Origin of the sequence: Ureibacillus massiliensis 4400831 = CIP 108448 = CCUG 49529, from assembly GCF_000772965.1 — a bacterium.
Classification (GTDB): domain Bacteria; phylum Bacillota; class Bacilli; order Bacillales_A; family Planococcaceae; genus Ureibacillus; species Ureibacillus massiliensis.
Genome location: NZ_JPVQ01000002.1, coordinates 187,869 through 211,464, shown reverse-complemented (window position 1 = coordinate 211,464; position 23,596 = coordinate 187,869). Strand labels below are relative to the sequence as shown.

The following is a 23,596-nucleotide window of genomic DNA, read 5'->3' as shown; positions in this document are numbered from 1 at the left end:
AATTACAAATAAGATTCAGTTGCTACTAAAAGCAACTCCGTTTTACCATTATGGGCATTAAATACTTGATGATTACTAGATGCTTCATAATAGATTGCATTTCCTTCACTTGCGATATATTCTTCTTCTCCAATTACTACACGAATTCGACCTTTTAAAACATAGATAAATGTTTCGGCTAAGGAAGGCTCGAACAATTTATACTCACCGTTTTTTTCGAGAGTTAAGTAGACTGGTTCCATTTCTTTTTCATTTGAAGTAGGAATAAGCCACTTTATCTCATACTTTTTTTCTTCGTCAAAATAAGAGGTTTGATCATTCTCAGTGTAGACAATTTTTTCCTCGCCATTAGGATCATCGAAGAAATCTCTTGGAGTAGTACCTAACACCTCTAGAATGGAAAATAGTGTATCAATTGATGGAGAATTTAAATCTCTTTCAAGCTGTGAAATATATCCTTTAGTTAAGTCTGTTCTTTCACCAAGTTCTTCTTGTGTGAGTCCTTTTTTTAAACGTAAGGACTTAATTTTTCTACCAATTTGCATTATCTTTTGCTCCTTTGGTTTAGTCCTCATAAACTTTTAGTATGAAAGTTTACAAATATAAAACCTAAAGTTTACAATAACGATTTCAATTATACATACATTTTTACAATTTTCAAGTTGTATGGAAGAAAATATTCCATAAAAACTGTATAAATTGTAAAAATACTGAGATACTATTTTTTGACAACTTTTTGTCTTTTATAAAAGTTATTATTTAATAAAATGTCCAAATTATTGAAAAATAATATGTCGTTTGTTATCGTAAATTTGGGAAACATCCATTATGGATGGGATAATAGAATTGAAATATTGGAGGGATTTACATGGCAGAACGAATGGTTGGAAATCAAGCACCTGCATTTGAAATGGAAGCAGTATTGCCTGACAAATCTTTTGGCAAAGTATCTTTAGAAGAAAACATGAAGAATGACAAATGGACAGTATTATTCTTCTACCCAATGGACTTTACTTTTGTATGTCCTACTGAAATAACTGCAATGAGCGATCGTAATGATGAATTCGAAGATCTTGATGCGCAAATCATCGGTGTTTCTACAGATACAGTTCACACTCACTTAGCTTGGATTAACACAGATCGTACGCAAAACGGTCTTGGTCAATTAAACTATCCTTTAGCTGCAGACACAAACCATAAAGTAGCTAGAGATTTTGGTGTGTTAATTGAAGATGAAGGGATAGCACTTCGCGGTTTATTCATCATCAATCCTGAGGGAGAACTACAATATCAAGTTGTTCACCACAATAATATTGGTCGTGATGTTGATGAAGTATTACGTGTACTTCAAGCACTTCAAACTGGTGGACTTTGCCCAGCAAACTGGCGCCCAGGTCAAGCAACTCTTTAAGAACCAATTTGTAGGCTATTGAATTTAATAAAGTATATCCCCACGAACTTGGTGGGGATTTTTACTTATACCTTGAGGAGGATTTTTTGAAATGAAATTACGTTCACCAATGCCTGAATTAAATGGTGCAACAACATGGCTAAATGGAGAGGTTTCACGCAATGAATTAGTAGGTGAGAAGCCTACCCTTATTCACTTTTGGTCTGTTAGCTGTCATTTATGTAAGGAAGCAATGCCAGAGGTTAATAACTTCAGAGATAATTATAAAGATGAATTAAATGTTGTAGCAGTTCATATGCCACGTTCAGCAGAAGATACAAATTTAGATAAAATTAAAGAAGTAGCTGAACAATTTGATATTCATCAACCGATTTTTGTTGATAACGAAATGAAATTAACGGATGCTTTTGAAAATCAGTATGTTCCAGCGTACTATGTATTTGATAAGTCAGGTGTTTTACGTCATTTCCAAGCCGGTGGTAGCGGAATGAAAATGCTAGAAAAACGCGTAAACCGAGTTTTAGATGAAATGAGAAATGAACAACAATAAAATTTAACGCAATGGTTAAGTACCATTGCGTTTTTCTATGGATAGCCGGTTATTTTGGGTGAGTTTTCCTTTTATCTTAAATAGATAAAAAATAAAAATATCGAGATGATACATGGATAGCCGATTATAAAAGAATCCTTGTAATTGTTTTTACAAAAGGTTTGCACTAAGATAAAATGATTACATCTATGTAAAGTGCGGAGGATATTTGATGAAAAAAGAGTTTGTAGTAATTGGTTTAGGACGTTTTGGTGGTAGCATTGTTTCTGAGTTAGTTCGTTTAGGAGCAGATGTAATGGCCATTGATTCTCATTCAGAACGTGTTGATGAATATGCAAAAATTGCGACTCAAGCGATTATCGCGGATACAACGGATGAAGAAGTAATCAAGTCTCTAGGAATAAGAAACTTTGAACATGTCATTGTTGCGATTGGTGAAAATATTCAAGCCAGTATTTTAACAACCTTAATATTAAAAGAACTTGGTGTTAAACAAGTGACTGTTAAAGCGCAAAATGACTATCATGCAAAAGTGTTAAAGAGAATTGGAGCAGACCATATTATTCATCCAGAACGTGATATGGCAATTCGAATTGCAAATAATATGATGTCAAATAATGTTTTGGATTATCTAGAGTTATCAGATGAGCATTCGATTATGGAAATTAAGGCAAGTGAGCGAATCGCCGGTTTCTCAATTAAGGATTTAGATATTAGGGCTAATTATGGTATTAACATTGTAGGCATTAAAAGAGATGAGACGATTTTAATTTCGCCAAATGCGGAGGAAAAAATTCTTTTAGGGGATGTTTTACTCGTTATTGGAGCGGATGTTGATATTAATCGCTTTGTTAAAAAGACTATGGGGTAAATTAAAAAGTAGTATTCAAATTTCGAATACTACTTTTTCTTATGGACAACTATTATTACACTTCCATAATGATTGGTAAAATCATTGGACGGCGTTTTGTTTTTTCGAATAAGTATGGACTTAAAACATCAGTAATTTCATTTTTAAGTTCAGTCCATTGTGTGGATCTCTCTTGAATCATTTCATTTAAATGACTATTTAACATTTTTTGTGCTTCGCTGATTAATGTACCTGATTCACGCATATAAACAAAACCACGTGAAATGATATCAGGACCAGCCACGATTTTTTGTTTTTTCATATCTACGCTTACAACGACAATGACTAAGCCTTCTTCTGACAATATTCTTCTGTCTCTTAAAACAATATTACCAATATCGCCGATGCCACTACCATCAATATATACATCTCCAGATGGTATACGCCCAGCAACGTGCGCTTCATTTGAGCTTAGAGCTAGTACATCTCCATTTTCCATCACAAATGTATTTTCTTGAGGTACGTCACAATCAACGGCTAAATTTGTATGCATTTTCAGCATGCGATACTCACCGTGAATTGGCATGAAAAATTTTGGTTTTATTAGACGGAGCATCAGCTTTTGTTCCTCTTGAGATCCATGACCAGAAGTATGGATGTTATTTAAGGAACCATGGATGACTTCAGCACCTGCACGGAACAATAAGTTAATAATTTTATTTACACTCATTGTATTTCCTGGAATAGGTGATGATGAGAATACAACCGTATCGCCAGGTTGTATTTGAATTTGTCTATGTGTACCGTTAGCAATTCGTGATAATGCTGCCATTGGTTCACCTTGAGAACCTGTACATAAAATCATTACTTCATTCGCTGGCAAACGATTAATAACAGATGCATCAACAAAAGTTTCTTTTGGTGCCGTTATATATCCTAGTTCTCGACCTATTGTAATTGCATTATCCATCGAGCGTCCGAATACTGCAATTTTACGTCCGTGTTGAGCCGCTGCATCTGTAACCTGCTGTAGTCGGTGAATGTTAGATGCAAAGGTTGCAAAGATAATCCGACCTTCTACTTTTCGTAATATATCGTGAATACTTTCGCCAACTTTACGTTCAGACATCGTGAAGTTAGGCACTTCAGCATTCGTACTATCTGATAGTAGGCATAATACTCCATCACGTCCGATTTCAGCCATTCTAGTCAAGTTTGCAGGTTGTCCAACTGGAGTGAAATCGAATTTGAAATCACCAGTATGAACAATATTTCCTGGTGGTGTTTTAACAACGATACCAAATGCATCTGGAATACTATGTGTTGTTCTAAAGAAGCTAACCGATGTTTTACGGAATTTAATCACATCATCCTCAGTAATCTCAATTAGCTTCGTTGTACGAAGAAGACCGTGTTCTTCTAATTTATTTCTTAATAATCCAAGTGCAAGTTTACCACCATATACAGGAATGTTTACTTGACGTAATAAATAAGGTATTCCTCCGATATGATCTTCGTGACCATGAGTGATAAATAAACCTTTAATCTTATCTGCATTCCGCACTAAATACGTATAATCAGGAATCACGTAATCAATACCTAACAAATCATCCTCGGGGAATTTAATACCTGCATCAATTACAATGATTTCATCTTGAAATTGTACAGCGTATGTGTTTTTACCGATTTCGCCCAGTCCGCCGAGCGCGAAAACGGCCGCTTGATCATTTTTTACAAATTTCATATTTTTTAAGCGTTCTCCAATCGGAAGTTCGGGCTATTTTTTTCATATTCAAGATAGTTGCCCTCTAATAATTGAATATATTCAATATTGTAGTTTCGGTCTTTTAAGTATTGACGAACTTCACGCTCAGAAGACGCTTCTAAATAAAGACTATTTGTGTTTTCGCGAACTGGTACCTCTTGTGCATTTTGTTGATAATAAACTTTGTAAATCATTTTCTCTCTCCTTTAATACGAACATTTTTGCATCTTTACTATTTATTTTCCACAAATTGTGAGTTTATTCATAAACAATTAAATACGTAAAAGATTTTATGTCCAGCATTTACTATCACAATTGTGGTCATCTTAGTGGATGATAAACTTTGTTTAGTACATCTTAATAATGAATTCCGTTAGTTTATTAATATAAGTAAATCATAAATGTTGGGAATTCATCTAAACAAAGTTAAAAATAAAATGCATTTCCTTTATATTATCATGTGACTGATTTAAAATAAAGAAAAGGGCGGTGTCTTTAAAAACCTTTTTTTAGATGAACCTAAAGGGATATTATAGAACAAAAGCTATTATATAAATGGCAGGCTTCCTTCTATAAAATTGTAAATAAAAAAAGACTGCTCAGAAAATCTGAACAGTCGTTAAGCAATAGATTTTTTTCCGAGGATGCCATTTAATCGTTTCAAAATTCTTTTTTTGAGTCGTTTTAACATGGCACATCACTCCCTACATAAATTATATTGGAGGCTACTATATATGTAAAGTGTTTTTCGTTTACATATAACTATACATGGAAAGGATTAGATGATGACGAAAATATTGTTTTTTGATATTGATGGAACTCTTTATAATAGCGAGAAAAAAATACCCGCATCTTCAAAGGATGCTATTAAAGAAGCAAGAAAGAATGGTTATGAAATTGCAATTGCAACTGGTCGTGCTCCTTTTATGATTCAACCTATAATAGATGAATTAGAGATTGATACATACATAACATTTAACGGTCAATATATTGTCTATAAAGGTGAAGTGATTTTCACAGATAGTATACCTAAAGAAGAGCTTACAAAAATTATTCAATTTGGTCAGGAAAGAAACCATCCAGTTGTGTTTATTGATGACGAAAAGATGATAGCAACAATAGAGAATGACGAGTTTATTCAAAAAAGTTTAAATACTTTAAAACATCCGTATCCTTCAATTGATCCATCATTTTATGAGACAAATAATGTGTATCAAACATTAATTTTTATGGAAGTAAAGGATGAGAAAATTTATACGAAGCAATTTCCTAATGTGAAATTTATTCGTTGGCATCCATTTTCATGTGATATTTTGCCGAAAGATGGATCTAAAGCCCGTGGAATTCAAATCCTTCTTAATAAAATGAATATCTCTCTATCAAATGTATATGCCTTTGGTGATGGACTTAATGATATTGAAATGTTACAAGCTGTTGGCACAGGTGTAGCGATGGGTAATGCCCACGTTAAAGTGAAAGCAGTTGCTGATGTCATTGCTGAACATGTAGATGAAGGTGGTTTGGCAAAAATCATGAAAGAATTAAAGATAATTTAAGTTACTTCGCCTTATTATATGCAAACATTCATTCATATGTTAGAAAATAATATTTTTCCTGAATGTTGGGTAGAGTAAGTATACAGAAAAGGGAAATCCGGTAATTGTGATGGATTTCCCTTTCTTTATTTTATTCTACTGGAAATGAATCAGGTACTGGAGCAAATGGATCATCCTGATTGATGTGATCATAGAACATGATTCCATTTAAATGATCTAATTCATGTTGGAATGCAACTGCAGGCAATCCTTTTAAACGTAATTTTTTTTGTTCGCCATCTACCGTGAAAAATTTTGCGGTAATTCTTGCGTAACGTGGTACATACCCAGGTACTTGTCGGTCAACTGAAAGACAACCTTCACCAGTTGGTAAATAGGTTTTCTCTACTGAATGACTCACAATTTTTGGATTAATGGCTACAAAACTATAAAGCTCTCCGTTTTCATCTTCTACATGTAGGGCAAACATTCGTTTTAAAGAATTAACTTGATTTGCTGCAAGACCGATGCCAGGGCGTAGTCCATATTTTTCGGACAACTCAGGATCTTGACTATTAATTAAATACTCCAGCATTTCAGTTGCTAATTTTTTGTCTTCCTCTGTTAAAGGTAATTGAACTTCCTCAGCTTTCTTTCGTAATGCAGGGTGTCCTTCACGAACGATGTCATCCATTAAAATCATACGAAAACTTCCTTTCAAATCAACAATCTAATTAGAGTATACATCAAAAAGACATTTATCTATTTAAAAAATATCTTATGACATACAGAATTTATTAAGAACATTTTAAATTTTAATTGTGAGGGGTAATCTATAGTTGGATTTTCGTTAAAGGATTCTCTAATTAGTATATGTAGAAAAATTGATTAGTCAACCTCTGTTATAACACAGTTTACCATCTAATATACAACAGGTGTTGAAAAAAGTTTTTAAGAAAAAGTGACGTTTTTAAGAGAAATCAATGATTGACCGATTAATTTTTTTCTTATATACTTGGAAACATAACATATTGTACCAGTGAAAAATAAAATAATATTAATACAGTAAAAGGAGAGGTGTCGTATGGGAGAAAAACTATCTAAAGAATATAATCCGACAGCAGTATTACAAGAGATTGAAGACAAGTTTCAAATGTTCCAAATTTTAAACGAAAATGGGGAAGTTGTTAACGAAGAGTATGACCCGAAATTATCTGACGAAGAACTTATCGAATTAATGACTAGAATGGTTTATACACGTATTTTAGATCAACGTTCAATATCTTTAAATCGACAAGGTAGACTTGGTTTCTATGCACCGACTGCTGGACAGGAAGCATCTCAACTTGCTTCACACTTTGCATTAGAAAAAGAGGATTGGATTTTACCTGGTTACCGAGATGTACCTCAAATCGTATGGCACGGTCTACCACTATGGCAGGCGTTTTTATTCAGTAGAGGTCATTTCGTAGGAAATCAAGCTCCAGAAGGTGTTAATGTCTTAGCTCCGCAAATTATTATTGGTGCACAATATGTTCAAACAGCTGGTGTAGCATTAGGATTGAAAAAGCGCGGCAAGAAAAATGTTGCGATTACTTATACAGGTGATGGTGGATCTTCTCAAGGAGATTTCTATGAAGGAATTAACTTCGCGGGTGCATTTAAAGCGCCAGCTATCTTTATCGTACAAAACAACCAGTATGCCATTTCAACACCAAGAGATGTACAAACAGCGGCTAAAACAATCGCGCAAAAAGGGATTGCAGCTGGAATTCCATGTATTCAAGTAGATGGAATGGATGCTTTAGCTGTTTATGTAGCGACTCGCGATGCTAGAGAGCGTGCTATTAACGGTGAAGGACCAACTTTAATTGAAACAGTTTGTTATCGATATGGTCCACATACAATGAGCGGTGACGACCCGACTCGATATAGAACTACAGATATTGATAATGAATGGGCAGCTAAAGATCCAATCGTACGCTTCCGTAACTATTTAGAAGGAAAAGGGCTGTGGTCTGAGGCGAAAGAAACAGAAGTAATTGAACGTGCAAAAGATGAAATAAAAGAAGCAATTAAAAAAGCAGACGAAGCTCCAAAACAAAAAGTAACAGATTTAATTTCAAATATGTATGAGGAAATGCCTCAAAACCTTCAAGAACAATATGAAATCTATAAAGCAAAGGAGTCGAAATAACCTATGGCACAAATGACGATGATTCAAGCGATTACAGATGCACTTCGCTGTGAGATGAAAAATGACGAAAACGTATTAGTTTTCGGTGAAGACGTTGGTGTAAACGGCGGGGTATTCCGTGCTACTGAAGGACTTCAGCAAGAGTTTGGTGAAGACCGAGTTTTTGATACACCACTTGCTGAATCTGGTATCGGTGGTTTGGCAATCGGGTTAGCGCTACAAGGTTATCGACCAGTACCTGAAATACAATTTTTCGGATTTGTTTTTGAAGTAATGGATTCAATTAGCGGTCAATTAGCTCGTATGCGTTATCGTAGTGGCGGTGTTTATCAAGCGCCTGTTACGATTCGTTCTCCATTTGGAGGGGGAGTTCATACACCTGAAATGCACTCTGATAGTTTAGAAGGTTTAATGGCACAATCGCCAGGCTTAAAAGTAGTAATACCTTCAACACCTTACGACGCAAAAGGTTTATTAATTTCATCTATTCGTGATAATGACCCAGTAGTCTTTTTAGAACATTTAAAGCTTTATCGTTCATTCCGTGAAGAGGTACCTGAAGAAGCGTATACAATTCCGATTGGTAAAGCAGATGTAAAGAGAGAAGGGAAAGACTTATCTATCTTTGCGTATGGCTTAATGGTACATGAAAGTTTAAAAGCTGCTGAAGAACTTGAAAAAGAGGGTTATTCAGTTGAAGTAGTTGACTTACGTACAATTCAACCTTTAGATATTGAGACAATCATTGCTTCTGTTGAAAAAACAAACCGTGCGATTGTAGTTCAAGAAGCTCAGAAACAAGCTGGTATTGCGGCAAATGTTGTAGCAGAGATTACAGAACGAGCAATTCTAAGCTTAGAAGCACCAGTATTAAGAGTTGCAGCGCCAGATACAGTGTATCCATTCCCTCAAGCAGAAAATGTTTGGTTACCAAATTACAAAGATATTATTGAAACGGCTAAGAAAGTGTTAACATTCTAATTACAAATAAGAATAATACACAAAGTTGTATGAAGGAAAACTAACATCTGAACATATTGAAAGGGTGATAACTATGGCGTTTGAATTCCGCATGCCTGATATCGGTGAAGGTATCCATGAAGGAGAAATCGTAAAGTGGTTTGTTAAACAAGGGGATTTAGTAAAAGAAGACGATATATTATGTGAGATACAAAATGATAAAGCGGTTGTTGAAATCCCTTCACCAGTAGAAGGTACTGTTGAAGAGGTTGTTGTTGGTGAAGGAAGCGTCGCTGTAGTTGGAGACGTATTAATCCGTTTAAATGCACCAGGTTATGAAAATATCCAGTTAAAAGGAAATGATCATCACGAAGAAAAATCAACTTCACCAGAAGTGCAGCAAAGTGTTGAGCAAGTGAATTTAGCTCCTGAACCAACACCAGCTCCTGTTCCGACACAAACAGAAGGATCTGTAGTAGATACAAATAAACGTATTATCGCTATGCCTTCAGTTAGAAAATTTGCTCGTGACAATGATGTAGATATTCGAAGTGTAAGTGGGTCTGGAAAAAATGGTCGAATACTAAAAGAAGATATCGAGAATTTCTTGAATGGAGACAATACAGTAAGTACTCCATCACAGACTAGAAATGTAGAAGCAAATGAAGCCGGCCATAATGAGCAACCTACAGCTCCAATTCAATTCGAAGGTGATTTCCCAGAAACGAGAGAAAAAATTTCTGGAATTCGTAAAGCAATCGCAAAAGCAATGGTTCACTCAAAACATACTGCTCCACATGTAACATTAATGGATGAAATAGATGTTACAGAATTAGTTGCGCATCGTAAAAAATTCAAAGAGGTTGCATCCGAAAAAGGAATTAAGCTAACTTATTTACCTTATGTTGTAAAAGCGTTAGTATCAACATTAAAAGAATTCCCAGAATTCAACCGTTCATACGATGATGCAACAAGTGAAATTATCCAAAAACATTACTATAATATAGGTATTGCAGCGGATACAGAACGAGGATTATTAGTTCCAGTTATTAAGCATGCAGATCGTAAATCAATCTTTAGTTTATCTAAAGAAATCAGCGAATTGGCAACGAAGGCACGTGAAGGTAAACTAGCTCCAAATGAGATGAAAGGTGCATCATGCTCAATTACGAACATTGGTTCAGCAGGTGGTCAATGGTTTACTCCGGTAATTAACCATCCTGAAGTAGCAATTTTAGGACTTGGCAGAATTTCTGAAAAGCCTATAATAAAAAATGGTGAAATTGTAGCAGCACCTGTGTTAGCATTATCTTTGAGCTTTGATCATCGAATGATCGACGGTGCGACGGCGCAATATGCGTTAAATCATTTAAAACGTTTGCTTGCCGAACCGGAACTTTTATTAATGGAGGCGTAAAAAATGGTAGTAGGAGATTTTGCAATTGAGATTGATACTCTCGTAGTAGGAGCTGGCCCTGGTGGTTATGTTGCAGCGATTCGCGCAGCACAAACAGGGCAAAAAGTGACTGTTGTTGAGAGAGGTGAAGTTGGTGGCGTTTGTTTAAATGTTGGATGTATTCCTTCAAAAGCATTAATTTCTGTAGGTCACCGTTTCGAACAAGCAAAACATTCAGAAGACATGGGGGTTTTTGCTTCTGAAGTTAAGCTTGATTTTACAAAAGTTCAAGAATTTAAAAATAGTGTTGTAAAAAAATTAACTGGCGGTGTTGCTGGTTTATTAAAAGGAAATAATATTGAAACTGTAAAAGGTGAAGCATATTTTGTAGATGCAAATACAGTACGTGTTGTGAATGGTGATTCGGCACAAACTTATACATTCAAAAATGCGATCCTTGCAACAGGTTCTCGTCCAGTTGAAATCCCAACTTTCAAATATACGAACCGTGTCATTAATTCAACAGGTGCTTTAAATTTAGCTGAGCTACCTTCTAAATTAGTTGTTATCGGTGGCGGTTATATCGGAACTGAATTAGGTTCAGCTTTCGCAAACTTCGGTACTGAAGTAACAATTATTGAAGGCGGTAAAGATATTTTAGCTGGCTTTGAAAAGCAAATGACTCAAATTGTGAAAAAAGGCCTTAAGAAAAAAGGTGTTACAATCGAAGTAAATGCATCTGCTAAAGGCGTTGAAGAGAGCGAAACAGGCGTAGTGGTTACGTATGAAGCTGGCGGCGAAGAGAAAAAAGTAGAAGCAGACTATGTATTAGTAACTGTAGGTCGTCGTCCAAATACTGATGAATTAGGTTTAGAGCAAATTGGAATTGAATTTGCTGAACGTGGTCTAATCAAAGTTGATAAACAATGCCGTACAAATATTCCAAACATTTATGCTATTGGTGACATCGTTGATGGCCCACAACTTGCTCATAAAGCTTCTTACGAAGGGAAAGTAGCTGCTGAAGCAATCGCTGGGGAAAAATCAGTGGTTGATTATTTAGCGATTCCAGCAGTATGTTTCACAGATCCTGAAATGGCTACTGTTGGTTATAATGAAGAGCAAGCGAAAGCTGAAGGATTAGAAGTAAATGTTGCGAAATTCCCATTTGCAGCAAATGGTCGTGCATTAGCATTAAACCAAACTGAAGGCTTTGTTAAATTAGTTGCTCGTAAAGAAGATGGATTATTAGTGGGTGCACAAATCGTAGGTGCTGGTGCTTCTGATATGATTTCAGAATTATGTTTAGCAATTGAAGGTGGTATGACAGCTGAGGACGTTTCTTTAACTATTCACCCTCATCCAACATTAGGTGAAATTACAATGGAAACTGCTGAAGTACTACTTGGCAACCCAATCCATATTATTTCAAAATAAATTAATAGAATGAAACAAATGAAGTGTAGAGAAGGTCAACCAATGACTTTTTCTACACTTTTTTTCTGTTATAAGGTTTTTAATGCATGAACTATCCTTTAATGACAAACCTTAAGTGAAACAATTATTAAATGAATTGTTAAAGGTGGGTGCTAAATTGAAAGGGTTAGTAAATTTTGTTGTGAAAAATAAGCTAGCTGTCTGGTTGCTAGCAATTATATTACTGGGTACAGGACTCTATTCTACCTATCGAATGAATATGGAAACAATCCCAGATATATCGATACCTGTCATTACTGTAATGACAGTCTATCCTGGTGCAACACCTGAGCAAGTAATGGATGATATCTCTATTCCAATGGAGAACGCTGTTACCAATCTTAGAGGTGTCGCTTCCGTTAGCTCTACTTCCTATGCCAATATGTCAAATCTACAAATTGAATATGAATACGGAAGAGATATGGCAGATGCAGAAAGAGAAATAAAATCTGTATTAGAAAATATTAAGTTACCAGATAATGCACAGGAACCTTCCATAGCTCGAATAACGATAAATGCATTTCCAATATTGGCATTAAGTGTTGCAAGTGATACAGAAGACATTGCAGAATTAACATCTACTGTAGAAGAAATTGTGATGCCAAAATTAGAAGGAATTGATGGCGTTTCATCCGTATCTATTTCTGGTCAACATGTGAATGAGGCTGAATTGACCTTTGATGAAGCTGCTCTTGCATCCCACAGTTTAACAGAAGATACTGTGAAACAAATAATTCAGGCAAATGATTTAAAAATGCCCCTTGGTTTATTTCCATTTGAAGAAAAAGAACAATCTGTAGTTGTTGATGGAAAAATTACAACGATAGAACAATTAGAGGAATTATTGATACCTGTCACACCAACGGAGACTAATCCATCACCATTTGTGTCATTGGGAGACATTTCGTCAATCGAATTGGTTGGTAAAGTAGAATCTGTTTCACGTACAAATGGAAAAGAAGCTATCGCTGTACAAATAGTAAAAGGTCAAGATGCCAATACAGTTGCGGTAGTAAATGAAGCAAAGGACATTGCTGAGGAATTAGAATCATCTGTTGATGGATTAATTATTGATACGACCCTTGATCAAGGCGAACCTATTGAAAAATCTGTTGAAACAATGTTAAGCAAGGCACTTTTCGGCGCAGGCTTTGCCATTTTCATTATTTTAATATTCTTAAGAGATATTAAGTCAACGATAATTTCAGTTATTTCCATACCATTATCATTATTGATTGCATTTACCGTCCTTAAACAAATGGATATTACATTAAATATGATGACTTTAGGTGCGATGACGGTTGCAATCGGACGTGTAATCGATGATTCAATCGTGGTTGTTGAAAATATATATCGACGATTGCATTTAAAGAATGAACCGTTAAAAGGACGAGCTTTAATCCGTTCTGCAACGATCGAAATGTTTAAACCTATTTTAGCCTCGACTTTAGTTACAGTTGCTGTGTTTGCACCTCTCGTATTAGTAGGTGGAATTGTTGGAGAATTATTTATGCCCTTTGCTTTAACGATGACCTTTGCACTGTTAGCCTCCTTGTTAGTTGCGATTACGGTTGTACCAGCTCTATCCCATAGTCTTTTTAAGAAAAAACTGTACGGGAATAAAGGTCATGCGAAAATGCGAGAAGGTAAAAGTAGTGCACTTGCTCGTAATTATAAAGATCTTCTTGCATGGTCATTAAAGCATAAATGGATTTCATCACTTATAGCTGTTGGTGTCCTTTTAGCTAGTTTATTTTTAGCTCCAATAGTTGGCTTTAGTTTCTTACCGGCAGAGGAGGAGAAGGTTTTATATTTAACCTATACTCCTGAAGCTGGTGAGTTAGAGGAAACAACATTAGAAAATGTAGGTTTCGTCGAACAGGAACTGATGGATAGAGAAAATGTAGACATTGTTCAAGTTTCAATAGGAGGAAGTGGTAATCCTATGATGGCTATGGGCGGAGGTTCTGACGGAGCTTTAATGTATGTCATATTTGATCCAGAGACTGAAAATTTCAGCGATGTAAAATCAGAGATTGAAGAATATGTTCAAGAATTAGATCAAACAGGCACTTGGAAAAGTCAAAACTTTAATATGTCTATGTCGAGTAGCTCGTTAAGTTATACTGTTTATGGTGACGACTTAACAGAGGTAGAGGAAGCAGTGTTAGAAATAGAGAATATCATGCATGAATCGGGTAATCTAAAGGACGTTTCCACAAGTCTCACGGAGCGATATGATGAGTTTACATTGAAAGTAAATCAGCAAACATTATTACAATACGGATTGTCTACCATACAAATTGCGATGATGTTAAATCCGAATCAAACAGAAGAAGTCATTACGACCCTTGAAAAAGATGGTTCTGATATAAATGTTATCATTCAAAGTAATAATGAAGTCGCAAATTCCATAGAGGATATGCTTGAACAATCAATACCAACCCCTTTAGGTTCATCCGTTCAGCTTGGCGATATTGTAGAATTACAAGAAGGAACAGTGTCTAACACTATTTCACGAAGTAAAGGTAAATTATTTGCAGATGTCACAGGGACAGTGACTTCAAAAGATATAACGAAAGCTTCTGCAGAAGTGGAACAGAAAATTAAAGATCTTGAATTACCAAAGGGTATTGAAATTGGTGTAAGTGGTGTAACCGCAGATATGGAAGAAGCATTTACACAATTAGCGTTAGCTATGCTTGCAGCAATCGCTATTGTCTATTTTATTTTAGTGGTCACATTTGGAGAAGGGCTCGCACCATTTGCGATATTATTTTCCCTTCCATTTACGGTTATAGGATCCCTTGTTGCATTATGGCTAGCAAATGAAACAATCTCTGTATCTGCAATGATGGGTATGCTTATGTTAATAGGTATTGTCGTAACAAATGCAATCGTTCTTGTGGATAGAATTATTCATATGGAACGTGAAGGAATGAAAATGCGTGATGCTATTTTAGAGGCTGGAGCGACTCGTTTAAGACCAATTTTAATGACAGCCATCGCGACAATCGGTGCACTTATACCCCTTGCGATTGGAGCAGAGGGAAGTGGTTTAATTTCCAAAGGCTTAGGGGTAACTGTAATAGGTGGGTTGCTAAGTTCAACAATTTTAACATTAATTATAGTACCAATCGTTTATGAATTATTGTCAAAAATGTTAAGAAAAAATCGAAAAGAACTGGTAGAAGATTAGGAGCAACTAGTAAAAAAGAAGTAAATATAGTAAGTAAGGAATGGCTGCAACTCGATTCTTTCGGATCGGGTTGCTTTTTTATATATTTCTAACATAGACATACATTTTTAACAGGCGTAAAATGTCTTTATTGAGGAGGTGGTTGAAATTTTAAAGGAATCGATATATTCCAGTATGATGAGGACTGTACGAACAGTTTTACAAATACTCATTTTATATATATTTCATTATTTAGGTGTACTGATAGTAACATTAACCAAAATCCCTTTACCACCAAGTGTTGTAGGATTTATCTTATTGTTTATTTGTTTACTACTTAAATGGATTAAAATTGAATTAATTCGTGACGGAGCAAGTTTTTTAATCGGATTTATGTTACTGTTTTATATTCCGCCAATGGTTGGAATTATTGAATATCCACAATTGCTATCTTATAATGGGTTAATTTTAATTCTTGGAGTAATTGTGAGTACTTTATTTGCTATCCTCATAACTAGCTTCTTAAGCCAAAAAATCGAGAAAAAAGAAGAAATGTGGAAAAAGCAAACAGTGGAAGTAAATAATCTAGATGAAATCCAGGAAAAAGAAGTAGACCAACCTATAATGGAAAAAGATGAATTAAAAATTCATAATAATATAGAAAATGAGGATTTAGAAACTGAATTAGAACAGAAGGGAGATAAAGAGGAAGAATATGTTGAGAGTAGCACTATCAATCATTAGTACAATTATTGTCTATTTGGTAATGGCGAAATTATATAAACGTTACAACTATCCCTTCTTAATGCCGGTTATTACTTCGTCTATCGTATTAGTAGTAGGATTATTAATTTTTGATATTCCTTTTGAAGTATATATGGAAGGTGGTCAGTGGTTGCAGAACTTATTAGGCCCTGCCGTAGTTGGTCTAGCTTACCCGCTATATAATCAAAGACATTTACTTGTAAAATATAAATACAGTATTCTATCGGGATTATTTATCGCTATGATGAGTGGTTTAATTAGCATTTATGTATTACTTACTTTATTTAAAATTGAAAAAGAATGGATATTAACTGCACTACCAAAATCATTAACCACTCCAATTGCTATGCAGGTAAGTGAAACAATCGGAGGTATTGCTCCGCTAACTGCTGTATTAGTAATGATTGCAGGGTTTACTGGTGGAATATTCGGACCGTATATATATAAATGGGCTAAAATTAGTTCGCCAATAAGTCGTGGTGTTTCAATGGGAAGTGCGAGCCATGGAGTAGGAGTTTCTAAATTAAGTGAGTATGGAGAAGAAGATCTCTCAATTGGCTCTGTATCTATGAGTCTTAGTGCTGTAATTGGGGCAATTATATGTCCAATTTTTGCACTATTTATATAAAAATGAAATGACCTCTTTAGATGAATAATAGCTTGTAACAATAAAAGTCACTTTTTAGTCGGAAGACGGTGAAATTCTAGGTGTGGTAAAATAGGATTGAAATAGCTAAACGAGAGGTACAACAATGAACATACGATCGTTAGGGAAATTAGGAACTAGATTATTATATACAGTTGTTGCTTCAGCCATTGTTATAATTATATTAGTCATTATTTCCGCAATCTCTATCCGCACATTTTTAAATGAAAATATTCAAGGTCAGCAAGTACTCGATCATATTGAAGAATCATCAAACCATTTATATCGGTCATTAATTGACCAGGAAACAGGTCAAAGAGGATACAGTCTAACCAATGATGAAGAATTTTTAGAACCTTATGAAAGTGGTTTACAACAATTCAATCATAGTAAAACAGAATTATTAAAATATATTGTTGATTTCCCTTCTTTAAATTATGAAGCAAAATGGTTCATAGGCAAAGGTGAGTATTGGCAAAACTATTACGGTTCGGCATTCGTTGAATTATCAAAAAATGGAAAGCAAATAAGTGCGCCATTGTTGAAAAATGGTAAAGAAGCATTGGACGAATTTAGAAATATCTTTTCTAATTTTAATGAACAAATAGAAGCCGAAAGAACAATTGTACGAAATAAGATGCAAAATGGAATTAACAATACTTTATTTACTTTAGTAATCACTATTATAGTGATGATTATAATTAATCTATTGTTTAATATTCGAACATTAAAATCTGTCATTAGTCCAATTATCCAATTAAATAGTTGTGTGAAAAGCTATACACAGCATGATTTTTTTAAGGATGTTCCTAGTTATAAGAAGCAGGATGAATTGTCTGAGTTAATTCAAAATGTGGATATTATGCGAAATGAACTTTCGAACAATTTTAATATACTGGAAGCAGAAGCGAACATTGATCCGCTAACAGGGCTGTATAATCGTAGATATTTAAACGAATATGTAGTGAAACAGTGGGAATTAGCAAAAAAACAAGTTCATTATTTCTCTTTAATTATTATAGATATCGATTACTATAAAAAATTTAATGATACATATGGTCATTTATTAGGTGATGAATGTTTACAGAAGGTTACAAAAAGTATACAACAATTTGTCAATGAACCTACTTCTATTGCGGCTAGATATGGTGGGGAAGAATTTTGCGTTGTGCTATTGCATGAATCGGAGAAGGATGCATTTAAACTTGCAGAAAATATAAGAGAATCTGTCATGCAACTAAAAATAAAACATGAAACTTCAAAAACCAATCCATTTTTGACTGTAAGCAGTGGGGTTGTTACACTAATGCCAGATGGGGAATTGCAACTTGAAAAAGTGTTTTCTATGGCAGACAAAGCACTATATGAATCGAAACTAAATGGTCGCAATCAAGTAACACAGTATATTTAAATTAGAATAAAAAGCATCAGCCTATCAAGTGCTACACTTTAATAGGCTGATGCTTTTTTATTTAATAGATCGGCATACGTTCTTTAATTACTCGTACATATTGCATCGTTCTGTCTTCAGGTCCTTGTAGAGGGAGACCTGCATCAATATTCATTTGAATATAATTTATATTTTCTTCTGTTATTATTTCCCCGGGAATAAAAATGGGAATTCCTGGTGGGTACACCATGATGAATTCTGCACAGATATATCCCGCTGATTCTTTAAAAGGAATCATTTCTGTTGAAGAATAGAAGGCATTTCTAGGTGACATTGCAAGGGCTGGAATGTCTGGAACACTTACCTTAGATTCTGTAACCATTGCTTCTGAATCATAGGCTTGTGACATACGTTGTAATGCATTGATTAGTAAGTTCAGTTCTTTTTTTGTATCTCCTAACGTAACAATACAAAGAATGTTATATAGGTCAGATAACTCAACTTCAATATTTGCATTATTACGTAACCATTCTTCAGCTTCGTGTCCTGTAATTCCTAAATCTTTAACACTTATAAGTAACTTAGTTGGATCCATATCAAAAGTTGCTGAAGAAGTTAATAACTCGCGACCAGCGCATTTTAAATGTGGGATTTTATTAATTCTTTTTCTTGCATCCTTTGAAAGGCGAATTGCTTGATCAATTAAATCGAATCCATGAATTGCTAGTTGGCGTCTAGCGCTATCCAATGAAGCTAAGATCGGATAAGACGTTGAAGTTGTCGTTAACATTGAAAAAACAGACTGAACACGATTGATAGAAACAAGTCCTTCACGTACATTTAAAACAGAGCTTTGTGTCAATGAGCCACCTAGTTTGTGAACGCTTGTAGCAGCCATATCAGCACCTGCTTGCATTGCTGAAATGGGAAGCTCATCATGGAATTTTATATGCACACCATGAGCTTCATCAACAATAACAGGAATATTCCGTTCATGTGCAAGATCAACTATTTGTTTTAAATCAGCTGCAAATCCAAAATATGTCGGATTTATGACAAGCATCGCTTTTGCATCAGGATACGTAGTCAATGCTTTTTCTACAGATTCTACAGATATACCGTGGGCAATCCCATACTCTGTATCAATTTCTGGTGCGATAAAAATCGGAATGGCACCTGCAAGAACAATAGCCGACATTGTTGATTTATGAACATTCCGAGGTACTATAATTTTGTCTCCTGGACCTACGACGGACAGGATCATCGTCATAATGGCCCCACTAGTACCTTGGACGGAAAAGAATGTATAATCAGCACCGAAGGCTTCAGCAGCTAAACTTTGAGCTTCCTTTATGGCGCCCTTCGGTGAATGTAAATCATCTAGTGGAGCAATATTAATTAAATCAATTGATAAAACGTTGTCGCCGACAAACTCTCGAAAAGCCGGATCCATTCCTTGCCCCTTTTTATGGCCTGGGATATGGAACTGGATTGGATGTCTATTTCGATGTTTGAGTAGTGCGTCGAACAATGGAGTTTCTAATTGTGACAACGCAGGTACCACCTCGCTTTACGTAAATTCAAAACAAGAAGAATTATAGCACCTATTGACACTCGTGACTATAAAAAAATAAAGGATTTTTACTTTATCAATAGAAAGTATTATGTTATTAGTATTTCGAAAGGGGAGATAAATATGAATTGGGAGACACGTGTAACAAAATTATTAGGCATCAAGTATCCGATAATTCAAGGGGGACTTGCATATTTAGCCTATTCAGAATTAGCTTCAGCCGTTTCAGAAGCTGGAGGTTTAGGCCAAATAACCGCTTTAACATTGAAATCACCACAAAGCTTACGTGAGGAAATACATAAGGTACGAGCTAATACAAATAAACCATTTGGTGTTAACTTTGCAATAGGGAATTACGGGAAGGGCTATGAAGAAATGGTAGAAGTAGCCGTTGAAGAAAAAGTACCTGTAATCACGATGACTGGTGGAAATCCAGCACCTTTGTTTAAATTACTGGAAAACGCAGATTGTAAAAAGCTAGTACTCGTAGCTGCACGCCGCCAAGCACAGAAGGCTGAAGAATTAGGAGCAGATGCGGTTATGGTAGTTGGTCAAGAAGGGGGAGGGCATTTAGGGCGAGACGATGTTGGTACAATGGTTCTCGTACCGCAAGTAGTTAATAGTGTCTCCATACCGGTCATTGCTTCAGGTGGAATAGGTGATGGAAGAGGCTTGATGGCCGCTCTTGCGCTAGGAGCTGAAGGTATTGAAATGGGAACGAGATTTATAGCTACGAAAGAATGTGTCCATGCTTCTCCAGAATATATTGAAGCTTTACTAAATAGTAGTGAATCGGACACAACGATTATAAAGCGTTCAATTGGTGCCCCTGCCCGTGTGTTAAAAAACGCATTTACAGAAAAAATTCTAGAAACTGAAAAAGTATCTCCTACTTATGAAGCTTTAAAGGATTTGATAAGTGGGAAAGCAAACAAAAGGTTCATTTATGATGGTGACTTTTCAAATGGATATGGCTGGGCAGGTCAAGTTGCAGGTATGATCCAAGATGTACCGACCGTCAAAGAGTTAATTGAACGAATGGTTGTACAAGCTGAAAAAATCCGAGTAAAATGGGGACAATAAATATTAAAGGCAGGGTCATTTATGGAATACTCTTATCCGATTTCACCAGACTGGACAACAGAAGAGATTATAACAGTTGTTCAATTTTTTGAAGGAATTGAAAAAGCTTATGAAAAAGGGATTAAACGTGAAGATATGTTAGCTTTATATCGTCGTTTTAAGCAAATTGTTCCATCCCAAGCTGAAGAAAAATCAGTATTTCGCGAATTTGAAGAAGCGAGCGGCTACGTGAGCTACCAAGTTGTGAAAAAAGTAAAAGAATTAGAAGATGGAGAAATTATTCGAGTTCAAAGATGAAAGGATGTAGCTACAAGATCAGTTTTGTAGCTACATCCTTTTCTTTTTCCCTTTCCTTAAAGGGTTTAAAAAATATACTGAATAAAAATAAAAAAAGAATTAAGAAAATCAGTAGAAAAATGTAATGTTTGCTTATCATTAGTGCATATTAATTATACAACACACAAAAAAGTTGAACAAAAATTGAATTTCTATTTATTTATCATGACGTTGTATATAGGTAAGAGTGCTTCAAAAGTTTCTTCAGCAATCGACAAGAATTGATCAGACGAAAGTTGAACAGCCTCTTCACGGGAAATATGACGTCCAACCAGAAAATCACTTTTCTTTACGTCGTGTAAATAGGTTAACGCATGTTCCAATTTTTCTTCTCTACCTATTTCTAAAGATATAGCATCTTGAGACATATGATTGTTTGAGAAGATGAAATTGTTTGGAAGATTATCGAATATTTCAATATTCTCAAGTAATCGTTTCGCCATTACATTTTTTTGTGGCGCCTCATAGATAATCGCGACAATGATGAATAAATACGTATCCCAAAGACCAATTTGAAAATGAGGAAGAGCTTTGTATCCACGTTTATAAGGAGCAAATGCAACCCAAGAATCTTTAGGAGGATTTACTGTTCTTCTAGCGTGTTTTGCAACATGTGGGAAAAACTCTTCGCCTTGATTCAAACTAAGGTACTGAGAAAAGTGCTCACCAAGTATTTGGAATTTTGGACGCACAATAGTAGTTAATGCTTCCATACGTTGCTCTAGTCCATCAATTCTAAAAACATCAAAATCTTCATTAGTCCATTTAATTTTATTTAACATCTTTGTTCCACCTTTCAAAAATGATGTTTATTTTCATTGTTTTTTGGGAAAAATCTTGTAACAATAGCTTTTCGTGAAAAAAGTTTTTTAAAAAGGAAAGGGAAGTGATTCATATGAAACAGATGATTAAAATTATACGTAAAGTTGACATTGAAAAGCAATACGAACATGTTTTACGTTTAGAACTTGATTATGAATTAGCCTCACTTTATTCCGCTATGCAAGAAAACAATGAAGAAGAAATGGAGAAATGTAAAAAACGCTTGAAGGAGATTCAAGACGAGCTAGATGGTCTTCATGCATATGTATGAAAATTGCATATTCAACTAAAAATCACTTGCAAATCACAAGCTGCAAGTGATTTTTTGTTATAATGAAGTATGGGGATGTTACAATAATTTCATACAGTATCCCCGTTTGGGAAGGTGGGGGAAAATGGATTTACATCGTATTGATGAATTTGCAAAGGAAATGATATTTGAAGCGGGAAAACGTATAAGGGATGCCTTTTCATATGAACTAAAAGTTGAAACAAAATCCGATGCTAATGATTTAGTTACAAACATTGATCGTGAAACAGAATTGTTTTTTATTGAAAAAATCAACGCTTTCGCTCCACATCATAAAATAATTGGTGAAGAGGGGATGGGAGAAAAGGTTGAATCCCTTGATGGGCCAGTTTGGATAATTGACCCAATCGATGGTACCATGAATTTCGTGAAACAACATCGTCATTTTATGATTACAATCGGTTTTTTTGTTAATGGAATTGGCAAATTAGGGTACATATTTGATGTGATGAGAGAGGATTTATTTTATGCCATCGCCGATGAGGGAGCATGGTATAATGATTCACCGCTACGAAAGTTAAAGCCAATCGACATTAAAGAAGCTGTTATTGGAATTAATGCAAGCTGGGTTACACCCAATAGACGAGTAAACCATGAAAAAATAATCGATTTAGTAAAAACTGTGCGTGGTACTCGCTCATACGGTTCGGCTGCAATGGAAATCGCATTTGTCGTAAGTGGAAAGTTGGATGCATATTTATCGATGAGACTTTCTCCTTGGGATATTGGCGGAGGAATAATTATCGCAAAAGAAGTTGGTGCAGTCGCAACAAATTTCCAAGGAGAAAAATTTGATTTATTATCAACAGACACGTTTATCATCGCCAACCCATCCATTCATCCACTCATATTAGAACAATATATTGAAGAAAAATAAAACACCGCAGTAGCGTTTAAGTAGATACTTAAAGCTATTGCGGTGTTTTGCTTGTTAAAACAACACAATGAATTTTGTCTTGTTTTGTCCTTTAATGAATGTAATTCTTTTTTAGTGAAAAAATAAAAAGGAATAATTGTATTAAAGTAATCCTTGATTACGAAATTTGCGTTTCATTGTAAATCCTAATAAAAAGACTACAATTAGAGCAAGTACTGCTGCTATCGCACCAAATACACTTTGAACAGCTATTGCATAGCCAATAGAAACCATCGATAAAATTGCAGCTAAAGCAAAGATAAACATGACAAGTTTTGCTAAATTCATTTAAAAGCCTCCCTTTTTGCTAGGAAATTTCATTCATATCAATTTACGTAATTAATATTTTGATAAAAAAACTTTAAAAGACAAGATACTTCTTCATGTGCTATAATAACACAGTTAATCATACGAAAAAAAGAATGTGGAGTGGAATA

At 35.0% G+C, this 23,596-nt stretch carries 23 protein-coding genes; 16 read left to right on the top strand and 7 right to left on the bottom strand.

Going from position 1 to position 23,596, the window contains the following annotated elements:
• Positions 1-2: 2 nt before the first annotated feature.
• Entirely contained in the window at positions 3-545 is a 543-nt protein-coding gene (locus tag CD30_RS02500; RefSeq protein WP_036172062.1) for a helix-turn-helix domain-containing protein, read from the bottom strand.
• 323 nt (positions 546-868) lie between these two features.
• Between CD30_RS02500 and CD30_RS02495 the strand changes: the two genes are divergently transcribed.
• From CD30_RS02495 to CD30_RS02485, 3 genes are all read left to right on the top strand, one after another.
• A complete protein-coding gene (locus tag CD30_RS02495; protein WP_036172059.1) occupies positions 869-1,411 on the top strand; it encodes a peroxiredoxin in 543 nt (180 codons plus the stop codon).
• 91 nt (positions 1,412-1,502) lie between these two features.
• Positions 1,503-1,961 carry a TlpA family protein disulfide reductase gene (locus tag CD30_RS02490; protein ID WP_036172054.1) on the top strand — a complete coding sequence of 153 codons (459 nt, stop codon included), beginning with the start codon at positions 1,503-1,505 and terminating at the stop codon, positions 1,959-1,961.
• Between the two features lie 211 nt (positions 1,962-2,172).
• Positions 2,173-2,832, top strand: a complete 660-nt coding sequence (locus tag CD30_RS02485) for a potassium channel family protein (RefSeq protein ID WP_036172052.1) — start codon at positions 2,173-2,175, stop codon at positions 2,830-2,832.
• Positions 2,833-2,887: 55 nt separating this feature from the next.
• Here CD30_RS02485 and rnjA read toward each other — a convergent pair whose 3' ends face one another.
• Positions 2,888-4,555 (bottom strand): ribonuclease J1, encoded by a 1,668-nt coding sequence (gene rnjA / locus CD30_RS02480; RefSeq protein WP_036172048.1) that lies wholly within the window; start codon positions 4,553-4,555, stop codon positions 2,888-2,890.
• Positions 4,556-4,560: 5 nt separating this feature from the next.
• On the bottom strand, positions 4,561-4,770 hold the full coding sequence (locus tag CD30_RS02475; RefSeq protein ID WP_036172045.1) for a DNA-dependent RNA polymerase subunit epsilon: 210 nt from the start codon (positions 4,768-4,770) through the stop codon (positions 4,561-4,563).
• A 591-nt stretch (positions 4,771-5,361) separates the two neighbouring features.
• On the opposite strand from CD30_RS02475, the gene CD30_RS02470 reads away from it, so the two are divergent.
• Entirely contained in the window at positions 5,362-6,132 is a 771-nt protein-coding gene (locus CD30_RS02470; RefSeq protein WP_036172166.1) for a Cof-type HAD-IIB family hydrolase, read from the top strand.
• Between the two features lie 130 nt (positions 6,133-6,262).
• Here the strand turns inward: CD30_RS02470 and def are convergent, their stop codons facing one another.
• The gene (gene def, locus CD30_RS02465) at positions 6,263-6,814 is read right to left on the bottom strand and encodes a peptide deformylase (protein WP_036172042.1); all 552 of its coding nucleotides are present in this window, start codon (positions 6,812-6,814) and stop codon (positions 6,263-6,265) included.
• Positions 6,815-7,195: 381 nt separating this feature from the next.
• On the opposite strand from def, the gene pdhA reads away from it, so the two are divergent.
• From pdhA to CD30_RS19390, 8 genes are all read left to right on the top strand, one after another.
• A complete protein-coding gene (gene pdhA / locus CD30_RS02460; RefSeq protein WP_036172039.1) occupies positions 7,196-8,308 on the top strand; it encodes a pyruvate dehydrogenase (acetyl-transferring) E1 component subunit alpha in 1,113 nt (370 codons plus the stop codon).
• Between the two features lie 3 nt (positions 8,309-8,311).
• Positions 8,312-9,289 (top strand): alpha-ketoacid dehydrogenase subunit beta, encoded by a 978-nt coding sequence (locus CD30_RS02455; RefSeq protein WP_036172037.1) that lies wholly within the window; start codon positions 8,312-8,314, stop codon positions 9,287-9,289.
• A 73-nt stretch (positions 9,290-9,362) separates the two neighbouring features.
• Complete coding sequence (locus tag CD30_RS02450) at positions 9,363-10,685, top strand: dihydrolipoamide acetyltransferase family protein (protein ID WP_036172033.1); 1,323 nt, start codon at positions 9,363-9,365, stop codon at positions 10,683-10,685.
• Between the two features lie 3 nt (positions 10,686-10,688).
• On the top strand, positions 10,689-12,101 hold the full coding sequence (gene lpdA / locus CD30_RS02445; RefSeq protein WP_036172030.1) for a dihydrolipoyl dehydrogenase: 1,413 nt from the start codon (positions 10,689-10,691) through the stop codon (positions 12,099-12,101).
• A 157-nt stretch (positions 12,102-12,258) separates the two neighbouring features.
• Positions 12,259-15,339 carry an efflux RND transporter permease subunit gene (locus CD30_RS02440; protein ID WP_036172027.1) on the top strand — a complete coding sequence of 1,027 codons (3,081 nt, stop codon included), beginning with the start codon at positions 12,259-12,261 and terminating at the stop codon, positions 15,337-15,339.
• A gap of 138 nt (positions 15,340-15,477) precedes the next feature.
• The gene (locus CD30_RS02435; protein ID WP_235801990.1) at positions 15,478-16,062 is read left to right on the top strand and encodes a CidA/LrgA family protein; all 585 of its coding nucleotides are present in this window, start codon (positions 15,478-15,480) and stop codon (positions 16,060-16,062) included.
• Positions 16,034-16,711 carry an LrgB family protein gene (locus CD30_RS02430; RefSeq protein ID WP_036172024.1) on the top strand — a complete coding sequence of 226 codons (678 nt, stop codon included), beginning with the start codon at positions 16,034-16,036 and terminating at the stop codon, positions 16,709-16,711. Before CD30_RS02435 ends, CD30_RS02430 begins: the two co-directional genes overlap by 29 nt.
• A 124-nt stretch (positions 16,712-16,835) precedes the next feature.
• A complete protein-coding gene (locus CD30_RS19390) occupies positions 16,836-18,140 on the top strand; it encodes a diguanylate cyclase domain-containing protein (RefSeq protein ID WP_052126020.1) in 1,305 nt (434 codons plus the stop codon).
• Between the two features lie 61 nt (positions 18,141-18,201).
• Here the strand turns inward: CD30_RS19390 and CD30_RS02420 are convergent, their stop codons facing one another.
• Positions 18,202-19,671: an aminotransferase class I/II-fold pyridoxal phosphate-dependent enzyme gene (locus tag CD30_RS02420; RefSeq protein WP_036172022.1), complete on the bottom strand. Its 1,470-nt coding sequence runs from the start codon at positions 19,669-19,671 to the stop codon at positions 18,202-18,204.
• Between the two features lie 144 nt (positions 19,672-19,815).
• Between CD30_RS02420 and CD30_RS02415 the strand changes: the two genes are divergently transcribed.
• Positions 19,816-20,775 carry an NAD(P)H-dependent flavin oxidoreductase gene (locus CD30_RS02415; RefSeq protein WP_036172019.1) on the top strand — a complete coding sequence of 320 codons (960 nt, stop codon included), beginning with the start codon at positions 19,816-19,818 and terminating at the stop codon, positions 20,773-20,775.
• Positions 20,776-20,796: 21 nt separating this feature from the next.
• Entirely contained in the window at positions 20,797-21,072 is a 276-nt protein-coding gene (locus CD30_RS02410; RefSeq protein WP_036172018.1) for a UPF0223 family protein, read from the top strand.
• A 191-nt stretch (positions 21,073-21,263) separates the two neighbouring features.
• On the opposite strand, the gene CD30_RS02405 is transcribed toward CD30_RS02410, so the two are convergent.
• Positions 21,264-21,893: a YktB family protein gene (locus CD30_RS02405; RefSeq protein ID WP_036172015.1), complete on the bottom strand. Its 630-nt coding sequence runs from the start codon at positions 21,891-21,893 to the stop codon at positions 21,264-21,266.
• 113 nt (positions 21,894-22,006) lie between these two features.
• Between CD30_RS02405 and CD30_RS02400 the strand changes: the two genes are divergently transcribed.
• Positions 22,007-22,204 carry a hypothetical protein gene (locus tag CD30_RS02400; protein ID WP_036172013.1) on the top strand — a complete coding sequence of 66 codons (198 nt, stop codon included), beginning with the start codon at positions 22,007-22,009 and terminating at the stop codon, positions 22,202-22,204.
• 124 nt (positions 22,205-22,328) lie between these two features.
• Positions 22,329-23,120 carry an inositol monophosphatase family protein gene (locus CD30_RS02395; protein ID WP_036172010.1) on the top strand — a complete coding sequence of 264 codons (792 nt, stop codon included), beginning with the start codon at positions 22,329-22,331 and terminating at the stop codon, positions 23,118-23,120.
• 141 nt (positions 23,121-23,261) lie between these two features.
• Here CD30_RS02395 and CD30_RS02390 read toward each other — a convergent pair whose 3' ends face one another.
• A complete protein-coding gene (locus CD30_RS02390; protein ID WP_036172007.1) occupies positions 23,262-23,447 on the bottom strand; it encodes a DUF5325 family protein in 186 nt (61 codons plus the stop codon).
• Positions 23,448-23,596: the final 149 nt, after the last annotated feature.